Raw genomic sequence first — 22,718 nt, 5'->3', positions numbered from 1 at the left:
CACATGCAACTGCGCTCACGCGCACGGCTGTTCGGCACAGTCGTCACGGCCCTGGCGGCGATCCCGCTGGCGGTCCTCGGCACCGCGGCACCCTCGGGCGCCGCCGCCTCGGCCGGAGCGACCGCGCACTCCTGTGCGACCGCCAAGGCGGGCTTCGCCTCCTGCAAGGCGCTGGTCCGCACCGACGTCGTCGCCGCGAAGTCCGTCGCGCCGAACGCCACCCCCTCCGGCTACGGGCCGTCCAGCCTGCAGTCGGCGTACAACCTGCCCTCGGCGACGGCGGGTTCCGGCCGTACCGTCGCGATCGTCGACGCCTACGACGACCCGACCGCGGAAGCCGACCTGGCGGTCTACCGCAGCCAGTTCGGCCTGCCGGCCTGCACCACCGCCAACGGCTGCTTCAAGAAGATCGACCAGAACGGCGGCACCACCTACCCGCGCAAGGACGGCGGCTGGGCACAGGAGATCTCGCTGGACCTCGACATGGTCTCGGCGATCTGCCCCAACTGCCACATCCTGCTGGTCGAGGCCAAGTCCTCCTCCTTCGCCAACCTGGGCGCGGCGGTGAACCGGGCGGCGGCCACCCCCGGTGTCGTCGCGATCAGCAACAGCTACGGCGGCTCCGACGCCTCCGACGCGTCCTACGGCTCCTACTACAACCACCCGGGCATCGCGGTGACCGCCAGCTCCGGTGACGCCGGCTACGGGGCCAGCTACCCGGCGTCCTCGCACTACGTCACCGCGGTCGGCGGCACCACCCTCAACACCGCCTCCAACTCCCGCGGTTGGAGCGAGACCGCCTGGTCCGGCGCCGGCAGCGGCTGCTCGGCGTACAACACCGCGCTGAGCGGTGCCGCCTCCTTCGCCACCGGCTGCGCCAAGCGGGCCGAGGCCGACGTCTCCGCGGTCGCCAACCCGTCCACCGGTGTCGCGGTCTACGACAGCACGGCCTACCAGGGCTACGTCGGCTGGATGGTCTTCGGCGGTACGAGCGTGTCCTCGCCCGTCATCGCCTCGGTGTACGCCCTCGCGGGGAACACCGGCTCGATCGACAACAACTACCCCTACACCCACGCCTCGTCGCTGTGGGACGTCACCTCCGGCAGCAACGGCAGCTGCCCGACCACTCAGTGGTGCAACGCCCGCACCGGCTGGGACGGCCCGACCGGGCTGGGCACCCCGAACGGCATCGGGGCCTTCTGACCCCGTCCTGACCGGTCACACCCGCCCCGCAGGGGCACCGGCCGCGGGCCGGAGGGGCGTCCCCCTCCGGCCCGCACCTCTGCCGCCGGGTGCCCGCTCTCACTTGTGCCGGGGCGCGCTCGGCGCGACCCGGACGGACGCACCGGTCGGTGTGGCGGACTTGGGCACGACGGGCACGTTCGAGGACGCTCCGGGGTGCGGCTGGGCGGTCCGCTGCCCGTGCCCGTGACCGGGCGCGGGGGAGGAGCCGGTCAGCGCGGCGCAGTACGCGTCGACCCCGGCAGCGCTGCCCGCCGCCTCGGCGAGCCGCGCGATCACCGACCCCTCGGGCGTCGTTCCCTCGCGCTCCGCCTTCGTGTACGCCTCGCACAGCCCGCGGGTGCCGGTGGCGGTCGGCACACCGGGCGCGGGGGACACCGTCCCCGGCGTGGGGGACCCGGTCCCGGGGAGTGCGCTGGGTGATGCGGACCCGGTCGTCGCACCGGGAGTACGCGGCAGGCCGGGCGCCGTCCCCGTACCTCCGCCGGTGGGCGCGGGTGCCGACGGGCCGTGGGTGCTGCCGTCGGAGGAGCCGAAGGGGTGCGGGAGGCCGCCGCCCTGCGCGGCGATCGCGACGCCGCCGAGTGCGGAGACGGCCAGCGCGCCGCCGACCAGCAGCCGGACCGGGCGGGGCCCGCGAGCCGTACGCCACCGCCGGCCGCGGACGACCGGGACCGCCACCGCGGTGCGACGGGCGCCGGAACCTGCGGCGGACGCGCGGCGGAAGGCGTCGAGCACCGCGGCCTCGTCCTGCGGCCTGCCCGGCGGCAGTGCGCGCGCAGCCGCGAGCAGCCCGGCCACCTCGGCGGTACGCGGGTCGGTGTCGGCGACGTCCTCCCCGTTCAGCAGCTGTTCCGCGACGGCCGGCCGCGGCCAGCCGCCCGGCTCGCCGGGTAGGTCCTGCCCGCCGTGCCCCGGGCCGCGCCCGCCCGGGACGGACTCGTCCCGGGCGTCGTCGTCTTGCAGGCCGTACTCGTGGCTCTCGTTCATCCCTTACTTCTCCTCAGCGCCTCTCAGGCGCTCCGACAGACGCATCAGCCCCCGGTGGGAGGCCGTGCGCACCGCGCCGGGACGCTTCCCCAGCACCTCGGCCGCCATGGGGCCGTTGAGCCCCAGCACCACCCGCAGCAGCACGGCCTCGGCCTGGTCCTTCGGCAACTCCGCGATCAGCGAGAGCGCCCGTGCGGTGGAGATGTTCTCCAGGGCCGCACCCTCGGAGTCCCGGGCGCTGGTGCGCTCGGCGACCATGTCCGCGACGCTCTCGTCGAGTGCCGTGGTGCGCGGGCGTACGCGGCCGCGCCGTACGTGGTCCAGCGCCCGGTGCCGGGCGATCGTCGCAGCCCATCCGCGGAAGGACTGGCCGCCGCCGCGGAAGGCCCCGAGGTCGCGGACGATGTCGTGCCAGGTCTCCGAGGCGATGTCGTCCGCGTCGTCCCCGATCAGTCCGCGCAGATAGCCCAGCAGCATCGGATGGAGCTCCCGGTAGACGACGCCGAAGGCGGCCTCCTCCCCGGCACGTGCCCGGGCGACCGCGTCGCCCAGCGCCTCGTCGTCCATCCGCGTGTGCCGGTGCAGTCTCGCCTCGCCCACCCAGTCCTCTTCGTGCCCGCCCGCACCGCGCGAGTGCCGTCCGTGTCCTGTGCAGCAGAGTGCCACACCCGGGTCCGGCCCGCTCCGGGGGTCAGGTGATCGGGCCGGACCCAGGCTGCTTCCCTAGGGGGAGGCGCGGCCTGTCCGGGAAACGTCACACCCCTGGTCCGGGGTGCCGGTGCCGGCGGACTCGCAACGGCCGTCCGACGCACCGGTATTTATCGGTAAAGGGTGAGATGACCGGAATATACGCCGCGTCGCCACGGCGGCGGACGTCTTGTATGGTGCGCCGCTATGCACCACCCCGTAGGACATCCGCCCTCCGACGCCCGCCCGGCGCCCAGGGCGGCAGACGACCGGTCGGGCGACCCCGCGACGGCCGCCCGACCGGTCTTCGTCGATCCGTCAGGACGGCGGCAGCGCCGGGTCAGGCGGTTCGGTCGGCTCCTGGTCATACCCGCCGCCGGGTACGTCGCGCTGCTGCTCAGCGCCGCTCTCGGCGGCCCGTCGGTCGACTCGCCGTACCTCCCGCTGCCGGCCGGGGACGCCGACGGCGCGGGTTCCGCGTCCCCGCGGGCCACGGCTCCTGACACCGCGGGCAGTACGCCGTCGGCCGCCGGCAAGGGCGGCGCCCACGGCCCGGCCTCGCCATCGGCGAAGGCCACCGCCGGCAGCGCACCGACCGCCGCGGCGGCGTCGCCGCACCCGTCGGCGCCGGGCAGAACCACCGCACCCGCAGCCGGGAGCCCGGCCACCGCGACGCCCACCGTCACCCACGGCAGGAGCACCGCGACGCACCCCGTTCCCACGCACACCGCGCACGGCCGCGGATGAGCCGCAGAAGGGCCGTACGCAAGGGGCGCCGTGCCGGGCGCGGACGACGCGGCGTCGTGCGCAACGTGCCGCTGCGCACCCACTGGCTGCTGCTGACCGTGATGGTTCTCACACTCGCCGGTGCGCTGCTCATCCAGGGCTACACGCGGCACATGTTCGGCATCGGCGACGACGCCGCGGGGGCGGGCGGCGGAAGCGCGGGCCGGGTGCCCGCCGCGGTGGTGCACGGCGGCCCGGTGATCGACAGCGCCACCACCCCGGCCCGCACCGCCCGCCCGCGGGCGCACACCCTCGCTCTGACCTTCGACGACGGCCCCGACCCGCGGTGGACCCCGCAGATCCTCGCGGTCCTGCGCCGCCACCATGTGCACGCCACTTTCTTCGTGGTCGGGACCGAGGTCGCCGCCCATCCCGCGCTGGTCCGGCAGATCCTGGCCGACGGCAACGAGATCGGCGTCCACACCTTCACCCACGCCAACCTCGGCAGGCTTCCCGGCTGGCAGCGCTCGCTCGAACTGCGCGAGGCGCAACTCGCGCTGGCCGGAGCCACCGGGAAGACCAGTTCGCTGCTGCGCCCGCCGTACTCCTCGGGCAACGACGCGCTGGACGACCGCGACTGGGACGCGGTCGAGGCCGCAGGCGGCGACGGCTACCTCACGGTGCTGACCACCCAGGACAGCGAGGACTGGCAGCGCCCCGGCGTCGCCGCGATCGTCGCCAACGCCACACCGCACGGCAGCGCGGGCCAGATCCTGCTGATGCACGACGGGGGCGGCGACCGCTCCCAGACCGTGGCGGCGCTTGACCGGCTGCTGCCGCAACTGGCCGCCCGGGGCTTCACCTTCGCCACCGTCGGGGACGCCGTCGGCATCCCGCAGGCCATGCGCCCGGCGAGCGCGGGGGACCACCGGCTCGGCCTGGCCCTGATCGGGACGCTCACCGCCAGTGCCTGGGTGCTGCGGATCCTGGGCTGGCTGCTGCTCGCGGCAGGCGTGCTCGCCGTGCTGCGCGCCGCCGCGGTCGTCGCCGCCGCCCGCCGGCACGTCAGGCGGCGCGGCAGGGCGTGGGGTCCACCGGTCACGGAACCGGTCACCGTCATCGTGCCCGCCTACAACGAGAGCGCGGGCATCGAGGCCGCGGTCCGCTCGCTGCTCGCCTCCGACCACCCGGTCGAGGTCGTGGTCGTCGACGACGGGTCGACCGACGGCACCGCCGACCTGGTGGAGTCGCTGCGCCTGCCCTACGTGCGGGTGATCCGGCAGGCGAACGCCGGCAAACCGGCCGCGCTCAACACCGGGATCGCCGCCGCCTCGTTCGACCTGCTGGTGATGGTCGACGGCGACACCGTCTTCGAGCCGGACGCGGTCCGCGCCCTGGTCCAGCCCTTCGCCGACCCGCGGGTCGGCGCGGTGTCCGGCAACGCCAAGGTCGTCAACCGCGGCGGCCTGCTGGGGCGCTGGCAGCACATCGAGTACGTCGTCGGCTTCAACCTCGACCGCCGCCTGTTCGACCTCGGGCAGTGCATGCCGACCGTCCCCGGGGCGGTCGGCGCCTTCCGCAAGGACGCGCTGCTGCGGGTCGGCGGTGTCAGCGACGAGACGCTCGCCGAGGACACCGACCTGACGATGGCGCTGTGCCGGGACGGCTGGCGGGTGGTCTACGAGGAGGACGCCGTCGCCTGGACCGAGGCGCCCGCGTCACTCGGAGCGCTGTGGCGCCAGCGCTACCGCTGGTGCTATGGCACGCTGCAGGCGATGTGGAAGCACCGCAGGGCCGTCGTCTCCGGCGGGGCCGCGGGGAAGCTGGGCCGCCGCGGTCTGCTCTACCTGCTCCTCTTCCAGGTCCTGCTGCCGCTGCTCGCGCCGGTGGTCGACGTCTTCGCCGTCTACGGCCTGGTCTTCCTCGACCCGCTGCGCATCGTCGGCCTGTGGCTGGCCTTCCTCGCCCTCCAGGCGGCCATGGGCGCCTACGCCTTCCGGCTGGACGGCGAGCGCCCGGGCGCGCTGTGGACGCTGCCGCTGCAGCAGTTCGTCTACCGCCAGCTGATGTACCTGGTCGTCGTCCAGTCGGTGGCCACCGCCCTGGCGGGGAACCGGCTGCGCTGGCAGCGCATGGAGCGCTACGGCAGCCTCACCGTGCCGTCCGCCCCGGCGGAGGTGCCTGCACCCGCCCCGTCCGACGGGCACGTCCCGCAGCGGGAACTCGCCGAGGACTGGCTGCAGGAGGTCCATGGCGGGGTGGGAGCCGGCGAGGTCACCTACCTGCGCAGCGGCCAGACGCCGGGGCTCTACGGGGACCACTACGAGGCCCCGTCGCCGTACGGGCACGACCCGTACGGCGACGTCACCGACCGACCGCGGTGAGCAGCGCGGCGAGCACGTCCTCCGGCGTCTCGACCTGCGGCAGGTGGCCGGTGCGGGGGAGCAGCGTGAAGGTGGCCGCCGGTATCGCGGCGGCGAACTCCTTGCCGTAGGCGGGCGTCGCGACGCGGTCGCTCTCGCCCCACAGGACGTGGACCGGAATGTCGACCGCGGCCAGCCGCCCGGCCAGGGCGGGGTCCGACATCGCCGGGCCGGTGTAGCCGATGAGCGCCTGGACGTCCGGGCTCGGGCCAGTGCCGCCGCCGGGCGGGACCGGGGCCTTGTCCGGGTCGTGGAAGGAGTGCGCCAGGAGTTCGGCCCGCGACAGCCCGCTGACGTCGAGCATCGTGTGACCGGGGACCTCGACGCCGATACCGTCGACGATCACCGCCGCCGCGACGCGGGGGCTGTTCAGCGCGGCGATCTCCGCGGCGAGCCAGCCCCCGAAGGAGTTGCCGACCACGGTCACGCCGGTGAGGCCGAGCTGCTCCAGCATCGCGACGTAGGCGCGCGCCAGCGCGGTGACGCCGGTCAGCCCTGCGGCCTTCGGCGTACCGGCGAAGCCGGGGTGGGTGGGCAGCAGCACCCGCGAGCCGGTGCGCCCGGCCAGCAGTGCGGCGAAGCCGGCCATCGTCGGGGCGCCGCCTCCCCCGTGGAGCAGCAGGAAGGGCCGGTCGCCGGCGTGGTCCCGGACGGTGATGTCGACCGGGCACGTGGTGCCGATGCGGAGGGTGCGGGTGGTCGCGGGGGTGTCCATGATGCCTGCCGTCCGTCGAAGGGCTGATATCAGGAACCTTACCTAAGGAAGCTTAGGTAAGCAATATGAGACAAGCATGCTTGGGTAAGCATGCTGATGCCCTGGGGTAGGCTCGGCGGCATGGGATACCGCTCCGCCGACGTGGCCCTCGCAGTGAAGCGCCTGCAGTACCGCCACCACCGCGCCCTGAGCCGGGCGCTGGCGCCGCTGGGGCTCTCGCTCGTCCAGTGGGACACCCTGCGGCACCTGCATGCGCAGCCTGACGCCTCGCTGCACGACCTCGCGGTGCTGACCTTCCAGACCGACCAGTCCTTCGGCACCCTCGCGGTCCGCATGGCCGGCCGCGGCCTGATCGAGCGGGTCCCCGGGCCGGGGCGGGCGGTGCGGCACCGGCTCACCGGGGAAGGCGCCCGGCTCCGCGAGGCCGGGCAGGAGGTGGTCGACGGCGTGGTCGCGACCTCGTTCGAGCCGCTGTCGGCCGATCAGCTCGACCAGCTCGGCGCGTTGCTCGACACGGTCCTCGGCTCGGAGCCGCAGGACCTGGGCTGACGCCCGGTTCCTACCTCGTGCCGTCCTGGTCGGCTCTGGCCGCGTTGTCCACGTCGAACAGCGACAGCAGCGCCGCCACCGTGGGACCGGCGTCAGCGGGGTGGCGCAGCGGCGTGTCGGTGGGGATCGCGTAGACGTTGGTGCGTCCGGCGCGGGTGTGGCTGAGGTAGCCGTCGGACTCCAGGTCCGCGATGATCTTCTGGACGGCGCGCTCGGTCAGCAGGCACCGCCCGGCGATGTCCCGCACCCGGATCGCGGGGTTGCGGGCGATGGCGGCCAGGACGCGGGCATGGTTCGTGAGGAAGGTCCATCCGGTTCGAGGGTGGGCGGCATCATCCATGCAGGACATCCTACGACGGCGGATTCCGGTCAATCAAAGCACGAATTATATTTCGCGTATCGCTTGACGGGGGTCGCGTCCGCATCGCAGGCTGGTGTCGCCGGTACGCGGTCGTGATCGCCCTGCGACGGCCACCCGGCCGAAGCGCACGACAACCGAACCGCCACCGAGACGGACACCCTCAGACCCGGGAGGTCGCGACCCATGGCAGGTGCAGCCCACCAGTCGTACGACGGCACGTACCGCGGCGAGCCCGCGCTGCCGGCCGCCTCTGCAACACGGGTGGTCAGGCACCTCCGATCCGGGCTCACCCTCCGGATGACCGAAGCCTTCGGCCGCACCCGGATCGCGGTCCACGGCGAGGTCGACCTCGACACCGCCGACACCCTCCTGCGGGTGCTCGCCGACTGCCTGGAGTCGACCCCGGCCGGTGTGGACGTCGACCTGACGGGAACGGGCTTCTTCGACTGCGCCGGCCTGAACGTGCTGCTGCGCGCCCGCGCCAAGGCCCGCGCCACCGGCGCCGAGCTGACCGTCCTGGCCGTCTCGCCGGCGGTCTCCCGACTGCTGGCCCTCACCCACTGCGACGAGGTCTTCCCGGAAGCCGTGGTCCCCGCCCACCTGGCGGCAGCAAAGGCGCCGCGCCGCCCGTGACCTCCGGCGGCGACGGCGACAGGGGCCCGCAGCCGCAGGCGCGCGGCGCCGAGCGGGACAAGGACGACGGCCGGACCACCGGCACCGTCCTTGTAGCCCTGCTCGCCAACGTCGTCATCACCGTCGCCAAGGCCGTCACCGGTGTGCTGACGGCTTCCCCCGCGCTGCTCGCCGAGGCCGCGCACTCCGTGGCCGACACCCTCAACGAGGTCTTCCTGCTCGCCTCGGTCCGCCGCAGCCGGCGCCGCCCCGACGCGCTCCACCCCTTCGGCTACGGCAAGGAGCGCTTCTTCTGGGCGCTGCTCGCCGCGGTCGGCATCTTCGTCACCGGCGGCTGCTTCTCCTTCTACCAGGGCGTCCACGCGTGGGTGACGCCGGAGAAGCAGTCGACGGCCGGCTTCGTGGCCACCTATGCCGTCCTGGGCGTGGCGCTCGCCGCCGAGGGCACCTCCCTGCTGCGCGCCGCCGCGCAGCTGCACGGCCGGGCGCGGCAGCACGGGCGCTCCCTGGCGCGCGAGGTCGCCGCGAGCAAGGACCCGACCGTTCGCACGGTCTTCGCCGAGGACGCCACCGCCGTACTCGGTGTGCTGCTGGCCGCCGGGGGAGTGCTGCTGCACCAGGTCACCGGCTCGCAGCGCTGGGAGGCCGCTGCGGCCTTCGCCATCGCCGTCCTGCTCGTCCTCGTCGCCTACGGGCTCGGGCGTGCCGCCCGCGACCTGCTGGTCGGCCAGGCCGCCGATCCGCGCCAGCAGCAGGACGCGTACCGCATCCTCGCCGAACAGCCGGAGATCGACACCGTCACCACGCTGATGACCATGCGGCTGGGCGTGGACACCGCGCTGCTCGCGGCACGCGTGGACCTGCACGAGGGCATCGACAGCGAACAGGTCGAGGAGGTCAGCGTGCGCATCAAGGACGAACTGCACCGCAGGTGCCCGGCCTTCACCGAGATCTTCCTCGACATCATCGACGCCGACAGCGCCGAACGCACCCGCGCCCGCGAACGCCGCCAGGCGGTCGACCGGGCGGTGGCGGCAGAGGAAGCGGCCGACCGGGGCGGCCCGCCCCAGGACCACCCCGGGGACGGGTGACGCCCGGACCCCGGGCGCCGCGGAAGGCCGGAACACCCGGCCTCAGGGTGCCGGGAGGATGCGGCGGTTCGTCCCCGGACGCCGGGAGGGTGTGACCTCTGGCTTCCGGGTGCCGGGAGGTTGTGAGGGTTCGTTCCGGGGCGCCGGGTGGGTGTGACCTCTGGCTTCCGGGTGCCGGGAGGTTGTGAGGGTTCGTTCCGGGGCGCGGCGGCAGCCGCGGTGCGCGCACGCGCGCCGCAGGACGGGCACGGCGGGGGGCGGGTACGCCGGACGTGCGGGAGCGGATCGGGTTTTCGGCGCGGCAGCCGGGACAGACGGTGCGCATGGCATAGGAGTGGGCCGCCAGGCGTGTCCTCCACGCCGGCGGACCGTACGACCAGGACGGAGGCGACCGCGATGGCGCACAGCGCGCACGGCACCGCCGCCTCGGCGGCGACGGTTGCGGCCTGGACGGTCCTGCTGGTGGCCCTATACGTCGTCCTGATCTCCGCGGTCAGCCCGCTGGAGTGGGCCGTCGGCGGCGGCCTCGCCGTACTCGGCGGCTTCGCGGCGGACGCCGTCCGGCGAGCGGAACACCCTTCGGTCCACGCGGACCGGCGCACCGCCGCCGCGTTGGCGGCACTGCCCGCGACCCTGCTGCAGGACACGGCCGAGCTGGCCATGGCCGTCGGCCGGGCGGTACGCGGCTCCCGCCACCGCGCCGCCGCGGCCGACGCGCCCGTCGCCGTACGCCTCCCCGCGGGTGCCGACACCGGGCTCGCGGCCGTACTTCTGTCCGCGACGCCGGGCGCGTGCGTCGTCGACATCGCGGACGAGGCGCCGGACGGGGAGCGGGAGCTGCGCGTCCACCTGCTCGGCGCGAAACCCTCCGCCGTCGAACGCGCCCTCGGCGTAGGGCGGTTGCCGTGAACGCCTGGCTGCTCGCCGCCTGCGTCCTGCTGCCCGCGGGCGTCGTCCCGTGCGTATGGCGGGCCTGCCGCGGCGAACCCGCGCAGCGGCTCGCGGCCACCTCGCTGGCCGCGACCATGGCGGTCGCGGTCCTGCTGCTCGCCGCCCGCGGCCTGCACCGGTCCTCGTACGTCGACGTCGCCCTCGTGGCGGCGGTGCTGGCACCGACCTCGACGCTGGTCTACGCCCGCTGCCTGGCCGGCGGCGGCAACCGCGAGGAGGAGGCGCGATGAGCGCGGGCCACGTCCTCGCCCTGGTGCTGCTGTGGTGCGGCGCCGCCGCGCTGCTGCTGTCCGCCGCCGCGCTCGCCGTGCTCCCCACGGCCTACGGCCGGCTGCACGCCCTCGCCCCGGCGACGGGCCTCGGCGTCCCGCTGGTGTGCCTCGGCCTGGCGGTGGACGCGGGCGCGGGCCGCGCGGCCGTCAAGCTGCTGGTCGTCGGCGCGCTCACCGCGGTGTCAGGTCCCGTCCTGACCGTCGTCATCGGCCGCACGATGATCCGCACCGGAGAGCAGGACGCACCGGCGCAGGGCACGGGCACGAGGGCCGGTGAGCCGCCGGCATGAACACCGCACCCGCAGCCGCCGACTTCCTGGTCGCCGTCGCCCTCGTCCTGGTGGTCGCGGCGGCGACCGCCGCCGCCCTGACCCGCGACCCGGTGCGCCAGTCGGTGGTGCTCTCGGTGCTGGGCGTGTGCCTCGCGCTGCTGTTCCTGCTGGTGCAGGCGCCCGACGTGGCGCTGTCGCAGCTCGCGGTCGGCAGCGCGATCACCCCGCTGCTGGTCCTGCTGACGGTCCGCAAGGTCCGCCGCCGCCCGCGCGGCGGGCCGGGGGCGGACCGAGGGGACGACCGGGAGCCCGGGCGGTGAGCCGCCGTGTGCGCGGCACCGTCTTCCTGCTGGCCGCCGCCGTCTTCGCGGTCTTCTTCGCCCTCACCTGCACCCAGTTGCCGCACTTCGGCACCGCGGACCACCCCTACGGGGCCCGGGCGGTCGCGGCGGCCGTACGGCAGCACACCGCCAACGCCGTCTCGTCGGTCAACTTCGACCAGCGCGCCCTGGACACCCTCGGCGAGGAGTCCATCCTCTTCGGCGCGGTGCTCGGCGCCGTCGTCCTGCTGCGCCGGGCGCGCGACGAGGACCGGGCGGAACCCGCACCGCGCCCCGTTTTGCCGTCCACGCTGCTGCTCGGCGCGGGACTGCTGCCGGTCACCGTCCTGGTGGGCGGTTACGTCGTGGCCCACGGGCAGCTCAGCCCGGGCGGCGGCTTCCAGGGCGGGGTGATGCTCGCGACCGGGCTGCACCTGGCGTACGTCGCCGCCGACTACCGGGTGCTGCGCCGGGTCCGCCCGCTCGCGGTGTTCGCCGCGCTCGACGCGGTCGGCGCCGGGGCCTTCACCCTGCTCGGCTTCGCCGGGCTGATCGCGGGCGGCGCCTTCCTGGAGAACGTACTGCCGCTGGGCACCTTCAACCAGCTGGCCTCCGGCGGCCTGGTGCCGCTGGTCAACGCCGCCGTGGGCGTGGAGGTCGCCTCCGGGGTGATCGTGCTCGTCGCGCAGTTCCTCGACCAGGCCGTCGAGATCGACGAACCCGCACAGGACGCAGGGGGCCGCCGATGAGCGTGCTGCCCTTCCTCGCGGCCGGCTGGATCTTCCTGGTCGGCGTCTACGGCATGGTCACCAGCCGCAACCTCGTGCACGCCGTCGGCTGCCTGGCGGTGGCGCAGTCCTCGACTTACGTGCTGCTGCTCGGCATCGGCTACCGCCGCGGCGGCACGGCGCCGGTCTTCTCCGACATCCCCGTCGGCACCCCCGTCGTGGACCCGGTCGTCCAGGCCCTGGTCCTCACCGACGTGGTCGTCGGGGCCACGGTCACCGCGCTGCTGCTGAGCCTGGTCATCCAGATCCGCAAGCGCACCGGCACCGTGGACCCCGAAGCGCTCACCGACCTGAAAGGCTGATGACACCAGGTGCTGCCCGCCGGCCGGGAGACCGCCGACCTGCTGCCGCTCGCCGTGGCGATCCCGCTGCTGGGCGCGGCCGTCCTGGTGCTGGCAGGCCGGCTGCTGCCGCGTACCGGCGTCGACGCGCTCGCCACCGCCTTCGCCGCCGCCACCGCCGCCGAGACCGCCCTGCTGTGGGCGCGGCTGGGCGACTCGGGAGGGCGTGCGGTGTCCTGGGCCGGCGGCTGGACGCCGCACGGCGGGCACAGCGTCGGCATCGTCCTGGTCGCCGACCGGGTCGGCGCCGGACTCGCGCTGCTGGTCGCCGTCCTGGTCGCCGCCGTACTCGTCTACTCCTGGCGCTACTTCGACGAGCCGCCAAGCCGGCACCGAGGCACCTTCCCGGCGCTGCTGCTGCTCTTCGAAGCGGGCATGTGCGGATTCGCCCTGACCGGCGACCTCTTCGACGCCTTCGTCTTCTTCGAGCTGATGGGCGTGGTCGCCTACGCCCTGACGGGCTTCCGCATCGAGGACCCGCGCCCGCTGCACGGAGCGCTCAGCTTCGGCGTCGTCAACTCCCTCGCCGCGTACTGCTCGCTGCTCGGCATCGGGCTGCTCTACGCCCGCACCGGGGAACTGGGCATGGCGCAGATCGGTGCGGCCCTGGCAGGACACCGCACCGACACGCTCACCGTCACCGCGTTCGTCCTGGTCATGGCAGGACTGCTGGTCAAGGCGGCGATCGTGCCCTTCCACTTCTGGCTGCCCGACGCGCACGCGGTGGCGCCCACGTCGGTGTGCATGCTGATGTCCGGCGTCATGGTCGAACTCGGCCTCTACGGCGCCGCCCGCGTCCACCTCGTCGTCTTCGGCGGACCCGGCGGCATCCCCGAGCAGGCGGTGACGCGCACGCTGGGCACGCTCGGCGCGCTGACCGCCGTCACCGGCGCCGTCATGTGCTGGCAGCAGCGGCACCTCAAGCGGATGCTGGCCTTCTCCACCATCGCGCACGCCGGCCTGTGGCTGCTGGGCCTGAGCCTGCCCGGCGCCACCGCGACCGCGGGCACCGCCGTCTACGTCGCCGGGCACGCCGGAGTCAAGGCAGCGCTCTTCGGCCTGACCGGTGTACTGCTCGACCGGCACGGCTCGGTCGACGAACACGGCCTGTACGGCACGGAACGCGGCTCGCCGTACACCGGTGCCCTCTTCCTCACCGGCGCCCTCGCGCTCGCCGGGCTCCCGCCCTTCGGCACCGCCCTCGGCAAAGCCGTCGCCGAGGACGCCGCCGGGCACCACCTGGCGTGGCTGCCCGCGCTGTACGTCCTGGTGTCGGCGCTGACCGGCGGCGCCGTGCTGCGCGCGGGCCTGCGGATCTTCCGCGGCGCCGGTCAGCGCCCCGAGCCGCGCCCCTCCGACGTCGAGACCAGCGGCTCCGGCGAGGAGCCCGAGGTGCGCGACCCGCGCAGGCCCGTGCCGCGCACCATGACGGCGGTGCCCGCGGCTCTGCTTCTCGGGGCGCTCGCCCTGGGCCTGTTGCCCGCCGCGGGCCGCGCACTCGCCGCGGCGGCCACCGCCTTCACCGACCGCACCGGTTATGCGGCGCAAGTCGCCGGCCTGCGCGCGCCGCTGCCGCTCGTACCGCCCCCGGCGGCGGAGTGGACCACCACCGGCGTGCTGCTCGGCCTGCTGTCGGCGGCGGCAGCGGTCGCCCTCGCCCTGTGCGCCCTGTACCCCGCGACCGGATCCCTGCGCCCGCTGCGTACCGCCTCCCGCGCCGCCGAACGACGGCTGGTCGTGCCGCTGCGCCGCCTGCACTCCGGCCACCTCGGCGACTACGTCACCTGGCTGATGGTCGGGCTGGCGGGCCTGCTGGTGGCGCTGGCCGCACAGATCTGACGCGAGGTCAGCAGCCGTCGGACGGCGTCTTCGGGCGGCTCGGGCGGTGCGTCCAGCTCCGTCGGCGGGTGCACGCCCGCCCGGGCACCGACGGTGTCGACCGCCGCGGACGGCGGACGTGCGCGAGAATCGGCCCATGCTGAGAGTCGGTTCCGTGGTGCTGGGTGTCTCCGACATGCGCCGTGCGGCGGCGTTCTGGTGCGCGGCCCTGGGATACGTCCCGCGCGAGGAGATGGAGGACGACTGGGTGGTCCTCGTCCCCTCCCAGGGCGCGGGTGTGCAGGTGGCCCTCGCCCTGAGCCGGACCCCGGTCCAGGACCACCCCCGCGTCCACCTCGACCTCTACGCCGGGGACGCCGCAGACCAGGCCGCGGAAGTCACCCGCCTCCTGACCCTCGGCGCCCACCGCGTCCCCTGGGACCTCTACCCGGACGACCCCGACTTCGTCGTCCTGTCCGACCCCGAGGGCAACCGCTTCTGCGTCATCGACACCGGCCGCCACTGACGCCCGCGGAACAGCCCACAGGCCGTCTGCCACGGCGCGTAATCCGACAGCCGTCAGAAAGACCTCTCGCCCACACCGCGATGATCGCGGAGCGAGAGCTCAGACGACAGAAGGTGTCGTTTCGCCGTGACTCATCGCCGGCCATGGACGCTCGCCAACGTCGCAGTGGTAGCAATGCGCGACGAGCCCGTCGTGGTTGTACCACTCGTGTGCGCCGTAGTCACCGGCGCCTTTCGCGGCCACCCCGCGATCGACCAGAACCCGTGGCAGGCTGCGCCGGAGCCGGGTCCGCCACCGATACCTGCCCTTGCGTGTCATGCGACAAGGCTACGCAGTCGAGCCCACAGGGGCGGGCCGATCAGGCCGCATCGCTGAGCAGCGAGGACGTCGGGGTGGCGGGCGTTCTTGCGGGAGCGATGAGTTCCGGGCCCGGCAGGAGTCAGAACTTCCGGACAGCGGGCGTGCGGGACGCCCGTTCGGAGACGGATGTGGAGGGCGGCATGGCGGGCAACGGGACGGACGGGCGACCGGAGGTCGTGGACATGGCGGCCTGGCAGGCTGCCAGGGACGAGCTGCTGGTCCGGGAGAAGGCGCACACCCGCGAGGGGGACGCCATCGCTGCGGCCCGGCGGCGGCTGCCGATGGTGGAGTTCGACGGGACCGCCGAGGTCGTCGGTCCGAACGGACCGGTGCCGTTCCTCGACCTCTTCCAGGGGCGGGACGAGCTGATCGTCTACAAGCACATGTGGCACGACGGGGCCCCGCCGCAGGGGCAGTGCGAGGGCTGCACCTTCACCGCGTGGAGCCTGAAGGACGCGGTGTATCTGAACGCGCGGGGGGTGTCCTTCGCCATCGTCACGACCGGGGAGTGGCCGGAGGTGGCGGACTACGTGGACTTCATGGGCTATACCCAGCCCTGGTACTCGGTGCGCGGTACGGCCGAACCGATCGGCGGGAGCATGGGCTGTGTCACCTCGTACCTGCGCGACGGCGACCGCGTCTACCTCACGTACTCCACCACGGGCCGCGGCAGCGAGGTGACCAACCCGATGTTCGCGCTGCTCGACATGACGCCGTACGGGCGGCGCGAGGCGTGGCAGGACGTCCCCGAGGGCTGGCCGGAGGGGAAGGCGCCGTGCTGGTACTGGCGTGCGGACGCGGAAGGGAACCCCACATGGGGGGAGACCAGCCGGCCCGTACCGCAGTGGACACGTCCCGGTGCGACGCCGGTCGAGACGTCGGGGCGGCGCGGACACCACTGACGGATCGCCTCCTCTTCCCCCGCCGGCAAAGTGGCCTGTACGCGCGGTTCCGGGCGATCGTGGGGCAGCCGCAGCAGGGCGTCGGGCTGCCCGAGCGCCGTAGGGCCAGGGTGGCGGCGCTGTCCAGGAACCCGAGTCCCGCCGCTCAGGGCGCGTCCAGGCCGCCGTCGGGGTGGCGCACCCCGGCGGCCCAGCTCTCGTGGAGGAACTTCACCGGCGGGTGCTTCGCCGCTTCGCGCTCGTCCAGGTCGACGCCCCAGCCGGGCGCGTCGGACGGCGTCAGATAGCCGTCGCGCACCACCGGGGTGCCGGGGAAGACCTCGTGAGTCGCCTCGTTGTAGGTGTGCGACTCCTGGTAGCCGAAGGCGGGCGTGGACACGTCCACCGCGAGGTTCGCGGCCACGCCCACCGGCGAGATGTCGCCGGGGGAGTGGAAGGCGGTGCGCACACCGAGCAGTTCGGCCAGTGCCACCAGCTTGCGGGTGGGCGTCAGGCCGCCTTCGCCACCCGCCGCAGCCGCGACCTCCTCGGTTTCACCCCGCAACACACCTGGCGCCCGGCCGGCTGAACCGCCCCGGTCCCCCGGTCAGCCGGTCCTGAAGGCCGCCGCGTCCTGTTCGCGCAGCTCCATGCCGTGGCCCGGGGCGCCCGTAGTGCCGGGGTGGATCGCGCCGCCTGAAGGGTCGAGCGCGCCGGTGAAGAGCAGCTGCTCGATGCGCACGTGGTCGTGGAACCACTCCAGGTGGCGCAGGTTGGGGACCGCTGCGGCGGCATGGGCGTGCAGGTGGGGGGCGCAGTGGCCGGAGATCTCCAGGCCGCGGGACTCGGCCAGGGCCGCGGCGCGCAGCCAGACGGTGATGCCGCCGCAGCGGGTGGCGTCCGCCTGCAGGCAGTCCACGGCCTGCGCGGCCAGCATCTGCCCGAAGTAGGCCAGCGTGTAGCCGTATTCGCCGGCGGCGACGTCGCAGCGCACCGCGTCGCGGACCCGGGCGAGGCCCGGCAGGTCGTCGGAGGAGACCGGCTCCTCGAACCAGCTGACGTCCTCCGCGTCGAGGTGCCCGCCGAGCCGCACCGCCTGCTTGGCGGAGTAGGCGCCGTTGGCGTCGACGTACAGTTCCGCGGCGCCTGCCGAGCGGCGGGCGGCGCTGATCCTGTGCCGGTCGCGGTCCTCCTCGGCGCCCCACGACCCGCCGATCTTGATCTTCACCCGGGGGATGCCGTACTCCTCGGTCCAGGTGCGCAGCTGGCGGTCCTGCCGCGCGTCGTCGTAGGTGGTGAAGCCGCCGCTGCCGTAGACCGGCACGTCCTGGCGGGCCGCGCCGAGCAGGGCCACGAGGGGCAGGCCGAGCAGCTGGGCCTTGAGGTCCCACAGGGCGATGTCGACCGCCGAGACCGCGTGCCCGGCGATGCCGGGGCGGGCGGCGTTGCGCACCGCCCGGGTCATCGCCTCGTTGGCGGAGGGCACGTCCCACGCGGAGCGGCCGGTGACCGCCGGGGCGAGATGGGCGTCCACCACACCGGCCGCGGCGGGCGAGCCGTACGTCCAGCCGAGGCCGGTGGTACCGCCCGCGGAGGCGTGCACGGCCACGAGCGTGGTGTCGTCCCACGACAGGGTGCCGTCGGCCTCGGGCTGCTCGGTCGGCACCGTGTAGACGGCCGTCCGCAGCGACTCCACCCGCGGCGAGGCCGGGTTCACCCCTCGTCCCCGGCCCCGGGGCGGTCCTCGCGGTGGCGGCGTCCCGGCAGCATCTCCTGGATCTTGGCCTTGACGCCCTGCCGGACCATCGCGGCCCGGTCGGGGTCGCCCTGGAGGACGGCGCTGGCCGCGGCCTCGATCTGGTCCCAGGTGGCGTGCGGCGGGATCGGCGGGACCGCGGGGTCGGTGCGGAAGTCGACGACGAAGGGCCGGTCCGAGCCGAGTGCGCGCTGCCAGGCGTCCCGCACCCCGCCGGGCTCCTCGACGCGTATGCCGTCCAGGCCGATGGAACGGGCGAAGTCGGCGTAGCGGACGTCCGGGAGGGACTGCGAGGGCAGGAACTGCGGTGCGCCCTCCATGGCGCGCATCTCCCACGTCACCTGGTTGAGGTCCTGGTTGTTCAGGACGGCGACGACCAGCCGCGGGTCGGCCCACTCCCGCCAGTACTTGGCCGCGGTGATCAGCTCGGCCATGCCGTTCATCTGCATGGCGCCGTCGCCCACGACGGCCAGCGCGGGCCGGTCGGGATGCGCGAACTTCGCGCCGATGACGTACGGCACGCCGGGACCCATCGTCGCCAGCGTCCCCGACAGCGACCCGCGCATGGCGCCGCGCATCCGCAGGTGCCTGGCGTACCAGTTGGCGGCGGAACCGGAGTCGGCGGCGAGCATGACGTCGTGCGGGAGCAGTTCGTCCAGCGCGTGCACCACGTACTCGGGGTTGACCGGGTCGGCGTCCACGGCGGCCCGCCGCTGCATCACCTCCCACCAGCGCGCGGTGTTGCGCTCGATCGTCCTGCGCCACTTGCCGTGCTTCTTGGCGTCCAGCTGCGGCAGCAGCCGTTTCAGCGTCCCGGCCGCGTCGCCGACCAGGTTGACCTCGAAGGGGTAGCGCAGCCCGACCATGAAGGGGTCGGCGTCGATCTGCACCGCCCGCGCCTGCCCGAAGTCCGGCAGGAACTGCGTGTAGGGGAAGCTCGACCCGACCACGAGCAGCGTGTCGCAGTCCCGCATCATCTCGTACGAGGGCCGGGTGCCCAGCAGGCCGATGGAGCCGGTGACATACGGCAGGTCGTCGGGCAGCACGTCCTTGCCGAGCAGGGCCTTGGCCACGCCGGCGCCGAGCACGTCCGCGGTGTGCTCGACCTCCGCGCGGGCCGCCCGCGCGCCCTGCCCGACCAGGATCGCCACCTTCTCACCGGAGTTGAGGACCTCGGCGGCCCGGTGCAGGTCGTCGTCGGCGGGCACCGGCGCGTAGTGCGCGACGCCCAGGCTGGAGGGGACCATCTTGAACGCGTGCGTGGGCGCGCTGTATTCGAGTTCCTGCACGTCGGCGGGGATGATCACGGCCGTGACGGTGTGCCGCGCGTACGCGGTGCGCAGCGCGCGGTCCAGCACGTTCGGCAGCTGCTCGGGCACGGTGACGGTCTCGCAGAAGTCGGCGGCCACGTCCTTGTACAGGCTCGCCAGGTCCACCTCCTGCTGGTAACTGCCGCCCATGGCGCTGCGGTTGGTCTGCCCGACGATCGCGACGACGGGGACGTGGTCGAGCTTGGCGTCGTACAGCCCGTTGAGCAGGTGGATCGCCCCGGGTCCCGACGTGGCCGCGCACACCCCGACCTTGCCGGAGAACTTGGCGTAGCCGACCGCCTCGAAGGCGGCCATCTCCTCGTGCCGCGCCTGGACGAAGCGCGGCTTGTCGCCGGCCCGCCCCCAGGCGGCGAGCAGTCCGTTGATGCCGTCGCCCGCGTAGGCGAAGACGTGGTCGACGTCCCATTCGCGCAGGCGGTGCAGTACGTAGTCCGACACTTTCATGGACACGGGGTCGTCCTCTCTCGTCGCGCGTACAGAAGGTCCTAGCGGCTCGCCCGGCGCAGCAGGACGAAAAGACCGCCCGCCGCGGCTCCGGCGGCGGCCACCGCCGAGGCGGTGACCAGCCGGGCGCGGGCCGCGCTCGGCGGCTCGGGCCGGTCGGCGGCCTTCTCCGGGTGGTCGGCGGGCGCCGGCCCGTCCAGGCCGAGCGCCAGCGCCTCGGCCAGGTGCAGGGCGCGGCGGCCCGTGCCGCCCTGCTCGATCTGGGTGCGGCAGCTGAAGCCGTCGGCGACGACCAGCGCGCCGGGGGCGGCCTGGCGGACCGCGGGCAGCACACCCAGCTCGCCGATCGCCTCGGACAGCTCCTGGTGGCCGCGCTCGAAGCCGAAGTTGCCCGCAAGGCCGCAGCAGCCCTCGTCGAGGACGTCGGCGTCCAGGCCCGCCCTGCGCATCAGCTCGCGGTCGGCGTCGAAGCCGGTGACGGCGTGCTGGTGGCAGTGCGTCTGCACGGTGGCCGCGCGCGTCAGGACCGGCGGCGACCAGTCCTGAGGCGCCCGCTGCAGCAGCAGCTCCGACAGGGTCAGGAACTGCCCGGCCAGCCGCTGTACGTCCTGGTCGTCGGGCATCAGCTCGGGCGCGTCGGCGCGGAAGACGGCCGTGCACGACGGTTCCAGGCCCACCACAGGGGTGCCCGCCTCGATCCACGGCCGCAGCGCCGCCGCGGTCCTCGTCAGCACCCGCTTGGCGCGGTCGAGCTGGCCGGTCGAGATCAGTGTCAGGCCGCAGCACACGCTCTCGTGCGGCACCGCGACCCGGAAGCCGGCGCTCTCCAGCACGCGGACCGCCGAGCGGGCCACCGCCGGGTGGAAGTACGTGCTGAACGTGTCGGGCCACAGCAGCACCGCCCGCGGGTCGCCCGGTTCGGGCTCGGGGGTGCCGCGCTCGCGCCACCACCGCACGAAGGACTCGCCGGCGAAGAGCGGCGCGTCCCGTTCCGCGACCCCGGCGATCCGCTTGCCGAGCGCGGCCAGCCCCGGCGCGCGCAGCGCCGCGTTCACCACGCCCGGTGCCAGCTGTGCCGCACGCGCCCACAGCGGCAGCCAGCCCAGCGCGTAGTGCGCGACGGGACGCAGCCGGCCCCGGTAGTGGTGGGACAGGAACTCCGCCTTGTACGTGGCCATGTCGACGCCCACCGGGCAGTCCGACTTGCAGCCCTTGCAGGCCAGGCACAGGTCGAGGGCGTCCTTGACCTCGGGGGAGCGCCAGCCGCCGGTGACCGGCGAGTCCTCGTGGCCGCCGATCATCTCGAACAGCAGCCGGGCCCGGCCGCGCGTGGAGTGCTCCTCCTCGCCTGTCGCCCGGTAGGAGGGGCACATCACCCCGCCCTGGTGGCTGCGGCAGTTGCCGATGCCGACGCAGCGCATGACGGCCTGGTTGAAGGAGCCGCCGTCCTCGGTGTAGCCGAACCGCGCGTCGGAGTCGTCGTGCGGGCGCCAGTCCGCACCGAGCCGCAGGTCCTGGTCGGCGGCGTGCGGCCCGACGACCTTGCCGGGGTTCATCCGGTCGCGCGGGTCGAACAGCGCCTTCAACTCGCCGAAGGCGCCCACCAGTTCGTCGCCGTACATGGTGCACAGCAGCTCCCCGCGTGCCTGCCCGTCGCCGTGCTCACCGGACAGCGAACCGCCGTAGGACACCACGAGGTCGGCGGCGGCCCGCAGGAAGTCGTGGAAGCGCGCGACGCCTTCCGCGGTGCGCAGCCCGAAGGGGATGCGGGTGTGCACGCAGCCCTGCCCGAAGTGCCCGTAGAGGGACGGGTGGTCGTAGCCGAAGCGCTCGAACAGGCCCTTGAGGTCGCGCAGGTAGCCGCCGAGCTTTTCCGGCGGCACCGCCGAGTCCTCCCAGCCCTCCCACGTCTCGCGCTCGTCCGGCGGGCGGGCCGTCACACCGAGGCCCGCCTCGCGCGCCTTGAGCATGCGCTGCTCGCGTGCGGTGTCGTCGGACAGCGCCACGTCGGGGTCGTCCTTGCTCCTGCCCAGTGCGTGCAGCAGCTCCTCCGCCTGCCGGTCGGCCGCCTGCTGGTCGTCGCCGGTGAACTGCAGCAGCAGCCAGCTGCCGCCCTCGGGGAAGGTCCGCAGCGACTCCGTATGGCTGCCCTCCTCGTGCATCAACTGCGCCATCCGGTCGTCCAGCGCCTCCAGCTGGGCCGGTGAGCTGTTCGCCAGTACCCGCTGGACGTCGTCGGCGGCGGCGCAGATATCGGGGTAGCCGAGGATCAGCATCGCGTCGGCCGCGGGCACCGGCACCAGCTCCAGCTCGGCGTGCAGCACCGTCACCAGGGTGCCCTCGCTGCCGACCAGGGCGCGCGCGACATGGAAGCCGTTCTCCGGCAGCAGGTCGTCCAGGTTGTAGCCGGAGACCCGGCGCGGGATCTTCGGGAAACCCCGGCGGATGTCGGCCAGATGGCGGTCCCCGATGCGGCGCATCCCCGCGTACAGCTCGGCACGCCGGTCACCCAGGGCCGTCATCGCGTCGAAGTCCTCGGGCGAGGTCCGTCCCACCCAGCAGCGCACACCGTCGTATGTCAGGATCTCCAGCCGCCGCACGTTGTCGACGGTCTTGCCGTACGCCTGGGCCGACGCCCCGCAGGAGTTGTTGCCGACCATGCCGCCGACCGTGCAGTGGCTGTGCGTCGACGGCTTCGGGCCGAACATCAGCCCGCAGGCGGCCAGTTGCCGGTTGAGGTCGTCCAGCACGACCCCCGGCTCGACGATGCAGGTGCGGGCCTCGGGGTCGACGGACACCACGCCGTCGCAGTATTTGGTCCAGTCGATGACGACGGCCGCATTGGTGCACTGCCCCGCAAGGCTCGTCCCGCCGCCGCGGGACAGCAGCGGGGCGCCGAAGCGGGCGCACACCGCGACCGCCGCCGCCCCCGCTTCGACGTCCCGGGGCACCACCACGCCGAGCGGGACCTGCCGGTAGTTCGACCCGTCCGTGGCATAGGCGCCCCGGCTCCCCGCGTCGAAGCGCACCTCACCCGCCACCTCGGCGCGCAGCGCCTCCTCCAGCGCGGCCAGGTCCTGCGTGCTGTCGGCGGCGGTGGGCGTCGGACGTTCGACAGTGCTCATGAAAGGTCGGCTGCCCGAAGGCCGACGAGGTAATCCGGGCATTCCGCCGCCGCAGGACACGCGGGCGGCGACGGCGTACGGACCCTGCCGTGCGCATGACCGCCCGCCGATCGGGC

Annotated in this window: 23 protein-coding genes; 15 read left to right on the top strand and 8 right to left on the bottom strand. The window is 74.1% G+C overall.

All coding sequences use genetic code 11. The annotated features are described in order from the left end of the window. Positions 1–3 precede the first annotated feature (3 nt). On the top strand, positions 4–1,203 hold the full coding sequence (locus JT723_RS14175; RefSeq protein ID WP_205044950.1) for a S53 family peptidase: 1,200 nt from the start codon (positions 4–6) through the stop codon (positions 1,201–1,203). Positions 1,204–1,302: 99 nt separating this feature from the next. Here the strand turns inward: JT723_RS14175 and JT723_RS14170 are convergent, their stop codons facing one another. Both JT723_RS14170 and JT723_RS14165 read right to left on the bottom strand, forming a co-directional pair. After that, complete coding sequence (locus JT723_RS14170; protein WP_205044949.1) at positions 1,303–2,232, bottom strand: serine/threonine-protein kinase; 930 nt, start codon at positions 2,230–2,232, stop codon at positions 1,303–1,305. Positions 2,233–2,235: 3 nt separating this feature from the next. Further along, a complete protein-coding gene (locus JT723_RS14165; RefSeq protein ID WP_372441307.1) occupies positions 2,236–2,832 on the bottom strand; it encodes an RNA polymerase sigma factor in 597 nt (198 codons plus the stop codon). A 294-nt stretch (positions 2,833–3,126) separates the two neighbouring features. Here JT723_RS14165 and JT723_RS14160 point away from each other — a divergent pair, with 294 nt between their 5' ends. After that, the gene (locus tag JT723_RS14160; RefSeq protein WP_205044948.1) at positions 3,127–3,666 is read left to right on the top strand and encodes a hypothetical protein; all 540 of its coding nucleotides are present in this window, start codon (positions 3,127–3,129) and stop codon (positions 3,664–3,666) included. Beyond that, entirely contained in the window at positions 3,663–6,029 is a 2,367-nt protein-coding gene (locus tag JT723_RS14155) for a bifunctional polysaccharide deacetylase/glycosyltransferase family 2 protein (RefSeq protein WP_240165600.1), read from the top strand. The genes JT723_RS14160 and JT723_RS14155 overlap by 4 nt, the downstream gene beginning before the upstream one ends. Here the strand turns inward: JT723_RS14155 and JT723_RS14150 are convergent. Beyond that, positions 6,010–6,783, bottom strand: a complete 774-nt coding sequence (locus JT723_RS14150) for an alpha/beta fold hydrolase (RefSeq protein WP_205044947.1) — start codon at positions 6,781–6,783, stop codon at positions 6,010–6,012. The genes JT723_RS14155 and JT723_RS14150 overlap by 20 nt on opposite strands. 120 nt (positions 6,784–6,903) lie before the next feature. Here JT723_RS14150 and JT723_RS14145 point away from each other — a divergent pair, with 120 nt between their 5' ends. Next, positions 6,904–7,332 carry a MarR family winged helix-turn-helix transcriptional regulator gene (locus tag JT723_RS14145; protein ID WP_205044946.1) on the top strand — a complete coding sequence of 143 codons (429 nt, stop codon included), beginning with the start codon at positions 6,904–6,906 and terminating at the stop codon, positions 7,330–7,332. Positions 7,333–7,342: 10 nt separating this feature from the next. Here the strand turns inward: JT723_RS14145 and JT723_RS14140 are convergent, their stop codons facing one another. Next, positions 7,343–7,672: a helix-turn-helix transcriptional regulator gene (locus JT723_RS14140; RefSeq protein ID WP_205044945.1), complete on the bottom strand. Its 330-nt coding sequence runs from the start codon at positions 7,670–7,672 to the stop codon at positions 7,343–7,345. A gap of 204 nt (positions 7,673–7,876) precedes the next feature. Between JT723_RS14140 and JT723_RS14135 the strand changes: the two genes are divergently transcribed. From JT723_RS14135 to JT723_RS14085, 11 genes are all read left to right on the top strand, one after another. Beyond that, positions 7,877–8,326, top strand: coding sequence for an STAS domain-containing protein (locus JT723_RS14135; RefSeq protein ID WP_240165599.1), 450 nt, complete (start codon positions 7,877–7,879; stop codon positions 8,324–8,326). Continuing rightward, a complete protein-coding gene (locus JT723_RS14130) occupies positions 8,323–9,417 on the top strand; it encodes a cation diffusion facilitator family transporter (RefSeq protein WP_205044944.1) in 1,095 nt (364 codons plus the stop codon). The genes JT723_RS14135 and JT723_RS14130 overlap by 4 nt, the downstream gene beginning before the upstream one ends. A gap of 348 nt (positions 9,418–9,765) precedes the next feature. Next, positions 9,766–10,326 carry a Na+/H+ antiporter subunit E gene (locus JT723_RS14125; protein ID WP_205044943.1) on the top strand — a complete coding sequence of 187 codons (561 nt, stop codon included), beginning with the start codon at positions 9,766–9,768 and terminating at the stop codon, positions 10,324–10,326. Then, entirely contained in the window at positions 10,323–10,598 is a 276-nt protein-coding gene (locus tag JT723_RS35760) for a monovalent cation/H+ antiporter complex subunit F (RefSeq protein WP_205044942.1), read from the top strand. Before JT723_RS14125 ends, JT723_RS35760 begins: the two co-directional genes overlap by 4 nt. Further along, positions 10,595–10,930, top strand: coding sequence for a cation:proton antiporter (locus tag JT723_RS14115; protein ID WP_205044941.1), 336 nt, complete (start codon positions 10,595–10,597; stop codon positions 10,928–10,930). Before JT723_RS35760 ends, JT723_RS14115 begins: the two co-directional genes overlap by 4 nt. After that, the gene (locus JT723_RS14110) at positions 10,927–11,232 is read left to right on the top strand and encodes a Na(+)/H(+) antiporter subunit B (RefSeq protein WP_205044940.1); all 306 of its coding nucleotides are present in this window, start codon (positions 10,927–10,929) and stop codon (positions 11,230–11,232) included. The genes JT723_RS14115 and JT723_RS14110 overlap by 4 nt, the downstream gene beginning before the upstream one ends. Further along, complete coding sequence (locus JT723_RS14105) at positions 11,229–11,981, top strand: MnhB domain-containing protein (protein WP_205044939.1); 753 nt, start codon at positions 11,229–11,231, stop codon at positions 11,979–11,981. Before JT723_RS14110 ends, JT723_RS14105 begins: the two co-directional genes overlap by 4 nt. Continuing rightward, positions 11,978–12,322, top strand: coding sequence for a sodium:proton antiporter (locus JT723_RS14100; protein WP_205044938.1), 345 nt, complete (start codon positions 11,978–11,980; stop codon positions 12,320–12,322). The genes JT723_RS14105 and JT723_RS14100 overlap by 4 nt, the downstream gene beginning before the upstream one ends. Positions 12,323–12,331: 9 nt before the next feature. Beyond that, entirely contained in the window at positions 12,332–14,200 is a 1,869-nt protein-coding gene (locus JT723_RS14095; RefSeq protein ID WP_251513136.1) for a complex I subunit 5 family protein, read from the top strand. Between the two features lie 136 nt (positions 14,201–14,336). Then, positions 14,337–14,705, top strand: coding sequence for a VOC family protein (locus JT723_RS14090; protein WP_205044937.1), 369 nt, complete (start codon positions 14,337–14,339; stop codon positions 14,703–14,705). Between the two features lie 500 nt (positions 14,706–15,205). Next, on the top strand, positions 15,206–15,967 hold the full coding sequence (locus JT723_RS14085; protein WP_205044936.1) for a DUF899 family protein: 762 nt from the start codon (positions 15,206–15,208) through the stop codon (positions 15,965–15,967). Between the two features lie 145 nt (positions 15,968–16,112). Here JT723_RS14085 and JT723_RS14080 read toward each other — a convergent pair whose 3' ends face one another. Genes JT723_RS14080 through JT723_RS14065 form a run of 4 tightly spaced genes read right to left on the bottom strand, consistent with a single transcriptional unit; the run spans position 16,113 to position 22,602 of the window. Next, positions 16,113–16,511 carry an enolase C-terminal domain-like protein gene (locus tag JT723_RS14080; protein WP_205044935.1) on the bottom strand — a complete coding sequence of 133 codons (399 nt, stop codon included), beginning with the start codon at positions 16,509–16,511 and terminating at the stop codon, positions 16,113–16,115. Positions 16,512–16,553: 42 nt separating this feature from the next. Further along, complete coding sequence (locus tag JT723_RS14075) at positions 16,554–17,663, bottom strand: enolase C-terminal domain-like protein (RefSeq protein WP_251513134.1); 1,110 nt, start codon at positions 17,661–17,663, stop codon at positions 16,554–16,556. Beyond that, positions 17,660–19,477 (bottom strand): thiamine pyrophosphate-requiring protein, encoded by a 1,818-nt coding sequence (locus JT723_RS14070; protein ID WP_205045134.1) that lies wholly within the window; start codon positions 19,475–19,477, stop codon positions 17,660–17,662. Before JT723_RS14070 ends, JT723_RS14075 begins: the two co-directional genes overlap by 4 nt. 41 nt (positions 19,478–19,518) lie before the next feature. Then, entirely contained in the window at positions 19,519–22,602 is a 3,084-nt protein-coding gene (locus tag JT723_RS14065) for an FAD-binding and (Fe-S)-binding domain-containing protein (protein WP_205044934.1), read from the bottom strand. Positions 22,603–22,718: the final 116 nt, after the last annotated feature.

Origin of the sequence: Actinacidiphila bryophytorum (genome assembly GCF_016916835.1) — a bacterium.
In the GTDB taxonomy this organism is placed as follows: Bacteria; Actinomycetota; Actinomycetes; order Streptomycetales; family Streptomycetaceae; genus Actinacidiphila; species Actinacidiphila bryophytorum.
Note: the sequence above shows the minus strand (reverse complement) of the source record. Positions and strands in the feature narration are given on the sequence as shown.